The sequence below is a fragment of the Parafannyhessea umbonata genome (assembly GCF_900111255.1).
GTDB classification, from domain to species: Bacteria; Actinomycetota; Coriobacteriia; order Coriobacteriales; family Atopobiaceae; genus Olsenella_J; species Olsenella_J umbonata_A.
The window spans coordinates 262,479-268,688 of record NZ_FOGP01000004.1; the positions used below are offsets into that span (position 1 = coordinate 262,479).

At 64.0% G+C, this 6,210-nt stretch carries 6 protein-coding genes; all 6 read left to right on the forward strand.

Going from position 1 to position 6,210, the window contains the following annotated elements:
- Nucleotides 1–7 precede the first annotated feature (7 nt).
- The gene (gene atpC, locus BMY31_RS06835; RefSeq protein WP_078687186.1) at nt 8–433 is read left to right on the forward strand and encodes an ATP synthase F1 subunit epsilon; all 426 of its coding nucleotides are present in this window, start codon (nt 8–10) and stop codon (nt 431–433) included.
- 11 nt (nt 434–444) lie between these two features.
- A complete protein-coding gene (gene murA, locus BMY31_RS06840) occupies nt 445–1,722 on the forward strand; it encodes a UDP-N-acetylglucosamine 1-carboxyvinyltransferase (protein ID WP_090991495.1) in 1,278 nt (425 codons plus the stop codon).
- A 158-nt stretch (nt 1,723–1,880) separates the two neighbouring features.
- Entirely contained in the window at nt 1,881–2,321 is a 441-nt protein-coding gene (locus BMY31_RS06845) for a metal-dependent transcriptional regulator (RefSeq protein ID WP_078687184.1), read from the forward strand.
- Nucleotides 2,314–3,306: a hypothetical protein gene (locus tag BMY31_RS06850; RefSeq protein WP_091009288.1), complete on the forward strand. Its 993-nt coding sequence runs from the start codon at nt 2,314–2,316 to the stop codon at nt 3,304–3,306. The genes BMY31_RS06845 and BMY31_RS06850 overlap by 8 nt, the downstream gene beginning before the upstream one ends.
- Nucleotides 3,307–3,434: 128 nt before the next feature.
- The gene (locus BMY31_RS06855) at nt 3,435–4,340 is read left to right on the forward strand and encodes a UTP--glucose-1-phosphate uridylyltransferase (RefSeq protein ID WP_078687182.1); all 906 of its coding nucleotides are present in this window, start codon (nt 3,435–3,437) and stop codon (nt 4,338–4,340) included.
- A 5-nt stretch (nt 4,341–4,345) separates the two neighbouring features.
- Nucleotides 4,346–5,755 (forward strand): hypothetical protein, encoded by a 1,410-nt coding sequence (locus BMY31_RS06860; protein ID WP_091009292.1) that lies wholly within the window; start codon nt 4,346–4,348, stop codon nt 5,753–5,755.
- Nucleotides 5,756–6,210 lie beyond the last annotated feature (455 nt).

The following is a 6,210-nucleotide window of genomic DNA, read 5'->3' on the forward strand; positions in this document are numbered from 1 at the left end:
AGTCTTCATGGCTGAGCTTAAATGTCAGTTCGTGCGTCCGGACAGACTTCTGTACGAGGGACCCGTGGCGAGCCTGATCCTTGTCGCCCACTCGGGTGAGCTTGGTGTCTGGCCAGGCCACGCGTCCGAGATCTGCTCGCTGGGCGACGGGGTCGTCCGCCTCCACCTCCGCGAGGAGGATGGGGGCGGTACCCGTCGGGTCGTCATCTCCGGTGGCTATGCCGAGATCAACCCCGATGGCGTCATCATCCTCGCCGACCATGCACGCGACGTTGACGACATCGAGCCTGACGTCGTTCGTGAGACGAGGGAGAGGGCCTTCGACGCCCGTGACGAGTATCCCGAGGGCGACCACAGGCGCGCGTATTACGACAACAAGATCAAATGGTGTAACCTTCTGCTTAAACAAGCAGGGGCAAATGAAAGCGCATAGCCGGAGGTATTTTGGAAGTTATTAAGGTTGAAGGCGGCTATCCGATAGGTGGCGAAGTCACCGTTGAGGGCGCAAAGAACTCAGCGCTCAAACTCATGGCGGCGACCATTCTCGCTCCTGGAGTGAACACCCTCACCAACGTCCCCAATATCTCCGACGTGCACGTGATGGGCAAGGTCCTTGAGTGCCTCGGCGCGAAGATCACCGTCAAGGGCCTGCACGAGCTCGAGATCGATACGTCTTCCGTCGACAAGTGGGAGACCCCGTATCACCTCGTCGCCAAGATGCGCGCCTCCACGGCCGTGCTTGGCCCGCTCTTGGGGCGCTTTGGCAAGGCCGTCGTGGCCATGCCGGGCGGCTGCAACATCGGTGCTCGCAAGATTGACATGCACATCCTGGGTCTCGAGGCCCTGGGCGTGAACTTCGAGATCGATCACGGCAACATCCACGCCACGACGCCCACGGGTCTCAAAGGCACCACGGTGACGCTGGACTTCGCGAGCGTTGGCGCGACCGAGAACCTGATGATGGCCTCGGTCATGGCCGAGGGTGTCACGACCATCGACAACGCGGCCCGCGAACCCGAGATCGTTGACCTCGCAAACCTTCTTAACGAGATGGGGGCCAAGGTCAACGGTGCCGGCTCGCCCGTCATCGAGGTCGAGGGCGTGCGTGAGCTCCGCCCCGTCAGCCACCGCGTCGTGGGCGACCGCATCGAAGCCGGCACGTTCATCGCGATGGCCGGCCTGTGCGGACAGCCGGTGACCGTCAAGGGCTTCGAGCCGCATCACCTGGGACTCGTTCTTAAGAAGTACGAGCTCATGGGTCTCAAGGTCGAGCGCGGCGACCAGCAGTGCACGGTCGGCAGGGAGGGCGATATCAAGCCCGTCGATATCCAGACGCTGCCGTTCCCTGGTTTCCCGACCGACATGCAGGCCCAGACGATGACGCTTCTGGCGCTGTCCAGCGGCAGCTGCATCGTCACCGAGAATGTCTTCGAGAACCGCTTCATGCTCGCGAGTGAGCTTCAGCGCATGGGTGCCGACATCCGCATCGAGGGGCATCATGCCATCGTCCACGGCGTCAAGGGCTTCTCGGGTGCTGAGGTTAAGTCCCCGGACCTGCGTGGCGGAGCGGCGCTGGTAATGGCCGGGCTCGTTGCGGACGGCGAGACCACTGTGTCTGCGATCCACCACATCGATCGCGGATATGAGGGGTTCGTCGACAAGCTCCAGGCTCTTGGCGCGCGCGTCTCGCGTGTTGAGGTTCCCGACCCTGACGAGTTCTAGGCCAGACGACATTGAGTTAAGGTAAAGTCCCGCCGTGCTGCGCATGGCGGGATTTTTGTGCGCCTGCCCCCCGCGCGCATGTACGTCCGGTGGGGCGGGCGGCCAAATGGGTACAAAGGTAGCGAATGATTACCGTCTTCAGTTGAACGGAGAAGTACATGCCCCGATCTTCCAAGAGCGCCTTGACTCAGGTGGATGGTGAGCCCAGGCGCTTGACCATGGCAAACGAGGACTACCTTGAGTCGATCTACCGCATCGCGGTCGAGTCCGGGTCTTCGGACGGCATACGTTCCGTCGACGTTGCTGAGCAGCTCAACGTATCCAAGGCGAGCGTCAACAAGGCGCTTTCGACGCTCAAGGACGCGGGGCTCGTGGAGCAGAACTACTACGGACGCGTGCAGCTGACCGCCGAGGGCAGGGAGTATGCCCGTCACGTCTGGCGCTGTCACCGTATGCTCAGGCTCTTCCTCGAGCGTGACCTGGGCGTCGATCCCAAGACGGCCGACGAGGAGGCCTGTCTGATGGAGCACGCGCTCTCGCGCGACACCCAGGACAGGTGGATAGCGTATCTCGAGGGGCAGGGCATTGTCGTTGACTGAGAGCGCATACGCCCCTGACCTCAGGTCGGTTCTTCCCGACTTGCAACATGAGGACGCAGACGACGAGATCGTTGCCGACCTTGCGCGAGCACTTCGGGGGCCTGCCGAGAAGTGCCTGGTCGCCTCGGGTGACTTTTCTGCCACCTTCGCGGGTCAGCCTCACTCCGCGGGCATTTCTCCGGCGGAGTGGAACCTGAGCGACCAAGTGGCCCTCGCCCAGATGCATGCGGTCTGCGCGCTCGCGGGCTGTGACATTTCCGTTGCGCACACGGGCGGCTGCACTCCGCTCGAGCTTGAGCGACTCGGCCTGGGCGAGGCGTCTCCCGCCGTCTTGGGCAACGCCATCTCTGCGGCGCGCTCGGCCGGCTCCAAGTACGTGATGGCCGAGCTTGCCTACGACAGCGTGCGCAAATGCGCTGGCGCCGCCGAGGCCGCAGAGCAGCTGGCCGGGCAGGCGGTTCAGATTGCCGACAGCAACGTGCATGGTCTTCTTGTCACCATTGGCGATGCCGACGCGTCGCCTGCGGTCGTCCGAGCGCTTCGCGAGGTGACCGCCCTGCCCCTGGCCGTTCTTCTGGGGATTTCGCCCGCGGCGGCCGCCGCGCGAGGCGACGACTGGCTGGTGGAGCTGTGCGAAGACCTCTCGGGGCAAGGCGTTGCGTGTCTGGGCCTCGACTGCTGCTGCGTGGCAGACCTTGAGCCGATGCGGGATGTCGACCAAGCCGTGCGCGGGTGCCGGATGGGCGTCTGGTTGCGCATCTCTGATGAAAAAACCGTGTTGGCTGCGTGTGCTGAGCAAGAAGCTTTTGACAGCGCGGCCCCACGCGGTAGGGTCAGGAACGCAAGCGCGGGACGTCGTGGGCTGATTGGCAGCCTGTGTGCATCGCGCGAGTTCATTCGACCGAACGTCTGCTCGCTGGGTGTCGGCTTCGCCCATGCCGATGCAGGCGGCCTCGTGGAGTGCCTTGAGAGATCGCGCGCTTAGCAGCGCGTGGCTGCGACGGCTGGGGACCGCCTGCGGACTGCCTCGTGAACGGCGGCGGAAGCAGAGGGGTATTCTCTAGGGGTTGAGACAGCGCCTATTCGGGTGCTCAGATTGAAAGGAACCAGTACATGAAGGCGATCATTCCGGCCGCTGGCCTCGGAACGCGTTTTTTGCCTGCGACTAAGAGCATCCCTAAGGAGCTCTTGCCCGTTCTCAACAAGCCCGTCATCCAGTACGTGGTTGAGGAGGCTCTCGAGCCCGAGGGTGTTGACGGCGTCGTCATTGTCAACTCGCACGAGAAGCCCCAGATCGAGTCGTACTTCACCGTCGACGGCGAGTTCGAGTCCCTCCTCCAGTCTCGCGGCAAGGCTGCCGAGGCCCAGGTGGTGCATGAGGCCTCGAGCCTGCCCGTCTCCTTTGTCTATCAGGACGACCCCAAGGGCCTGGGCCATGCGGTCCACTGCGCTGCGGACGATATCGACGGCCAGCCCTTCTTTGTCCTTCTCGGCGATTATTTCGTGCCCGATCGCAAGATGTGCGTGCGCATGGCCGAGGTCTCCAAGGCGCATGGCGGCGCTTCCGTGATCGCCGTCGCCCCCGTTCCGGCCGACCAGGTCAGCCGCTACGGCATCATCGCTGGCGAGTGCGTCGGCTCCCTCGACGGCAACTCCGCGGAGGACGAGCAGGAGGGCGCGGTCTGGAAGGTGACCGGCCTTGTCGAGAAGCCCGCCCCCAAGGACGCGCCCTCGCACCTCTTCATCGTGGGTCGCTACCTGCTGAGCCCGCGCGTGATGGAGCTCTTGGCCGACCAGGGCGTCGGCGCTGGCGGCGAGATTCAGCTGACCGATGCCATGGAGCGCCTGCTTGCCGAGGAAGAGATGTACGCGCTCGTCGTCGATCCCGCCGAGGGCTGCGACACGGGCACTCCGGCGGCCTGGGCCGCGACCAATGCCCGCCTTGCCCTGAGGGATGAGGCCTCGTGTGCGGCCTTCCTCGAGGCAATGGGCAACGAGGCAGCCGACAAGCTGGCCTAGTACCAATGCAGATAATCCGCTTTGGAACAAACGGCTGGCACGAGCGCTTCGAAGACGGGTTTGACGAGAAGAGCGTGAGCGCCATTGCGTCGGCGCTGGGCTATGCCTGGGGCGAGGACGCGGCTGGAAAGACCGTCATGGTGACCTACGATGCGAGGCACCATTCGGAGGAGTTTGCCCTTCGCGCGAGTGGCATCCTCTCAACGTATGGGCTGCGCGTCAAGCTCAGCGCATCGCCTGCTCCGACACCCGCGCTCGGCTGGGCCGTGGCCTGCGACGACGAATGCGTCGGCGGCGTGGCCATCTGCGCCGGCGACCTGCCGCATGAGTATGGCGGCATACTCGTTCGGGGCGCAGACGGCGGACCGGTCTCCGAGGCTTTTGCCGAGCGCGTCGATTCGCTCATCTCGCCCGTGGCGAGTGCGGAGGGCGGGGCGCTTGAGCGCATCGACCTCGTGACGCCCTATTTGACGAGCGTGCTCTCGGCCATCGACGTCGAGAAGATCAGGCTCCGTCGCCCCAGGGTCGTCGTCGACTCCATGCACGGCAGCTGCAGCGGCAGCGCGGCAAGTCTGCTGCGAGCCGCGGGCTGCTCGGTTATCGACTTGCACGGAGATGCACGAGAGGACTTCGGCGGGCTCCATCCCGAGGCTGCCGAGCCCTGGGTAGACGAGTGCGAGCGAACGGTGACCAAGCTTGGCGCGGATTTCGGAATCGTATTCGACGGAGACGGCGAGAGGTGCGCGTTCGTTGACGAGCGGGGAAGGCTTGTCCCACCGCATACCATGCTCGCCCTTCTCCTTCGCCACCTTGTCCTGAGGCGTGGGGAGACGGGTCGTGTCGTGACCACCCACGCCAGCTCCGCGCGCATCACACGCGAGGCCGACCGGCTTGGCGTGGAGCTGTCCTCCGTTCCCGTTGGATTCAGGCGTCTGTACGTCGAGGCCAAGGTCGGCGACGTGCTGCTTGCGTGTGACGAATACGGCGGCGCATGCTTCCCGGCTCACTTTCCCGAGCGCGACGCGCTGCTGTGCGCGCTTCACGTCGTCGAGGCCCTCTGCGACGAAGCCGGCTCTGCGGGCCAGATCTTCGACGAGGTGGAGGAAGAGACTGGACGCATGTACTATGCCCACAAGGACGTGAGGCTTGATGCCGCCTCACTTCAGGCTTTCAGCAATCTGCTGCCCGGCCTCAATCCCCGGAGCATGGCGGGCCGTGTCCCGGTCGCGGTGAGCCATGCGGACGGCATGAAGGTCTTCTTCGAGGGCGACGCCTGGGCCATGGTTCGCCCCTCGCGAACAGAGTCGCTCGTCCGCGTGTACGCCGAGTCCTCCACGCCGGGAGACCGAGACAGCCTTCTGGCCGAGGCCTGCGACTTAGCTCGCGGAGATGTCGGTGGCTCCATGGAGGGCTAGGAGAGAAGTGCTTGGGCTCGGGCTTGCAGCTCGCTCCTGCCGAGTATCCTAGCAAGCTTGTTTTGGGGGCGTCCCAAGATGGGCCTTTGAGCGCGTGAAGGCTTGCGACGATATATGTAAAAGAATGGGAAGGCAGCTTAGACCTAGTCTGAGCTGCCTTTTTGCGCCCCGCCCGCCGATTCCGCGTTGCCCGAGGGGCCGAAATGTATAGGAGTTGTGGAGGCCGCGATTCCCGGCCCCACGGGGCCGGAAGGTGCGTATAGTTATCTCTCGCGCCGCAGCGGGGCGAGGAGCTCCGGGCGACGCGGCGGACCTTGAAAACCGGATACTGCGATCGAAAGATCGACGAAAGACAGCACAAGCGAAGTTCGAATTTACGAACAGTCAATTCAAACCAAGCGAATCCAGATCAGCGGGATCCAGAGACGGACCTGTCTCCTTTTTCACTCGTGACC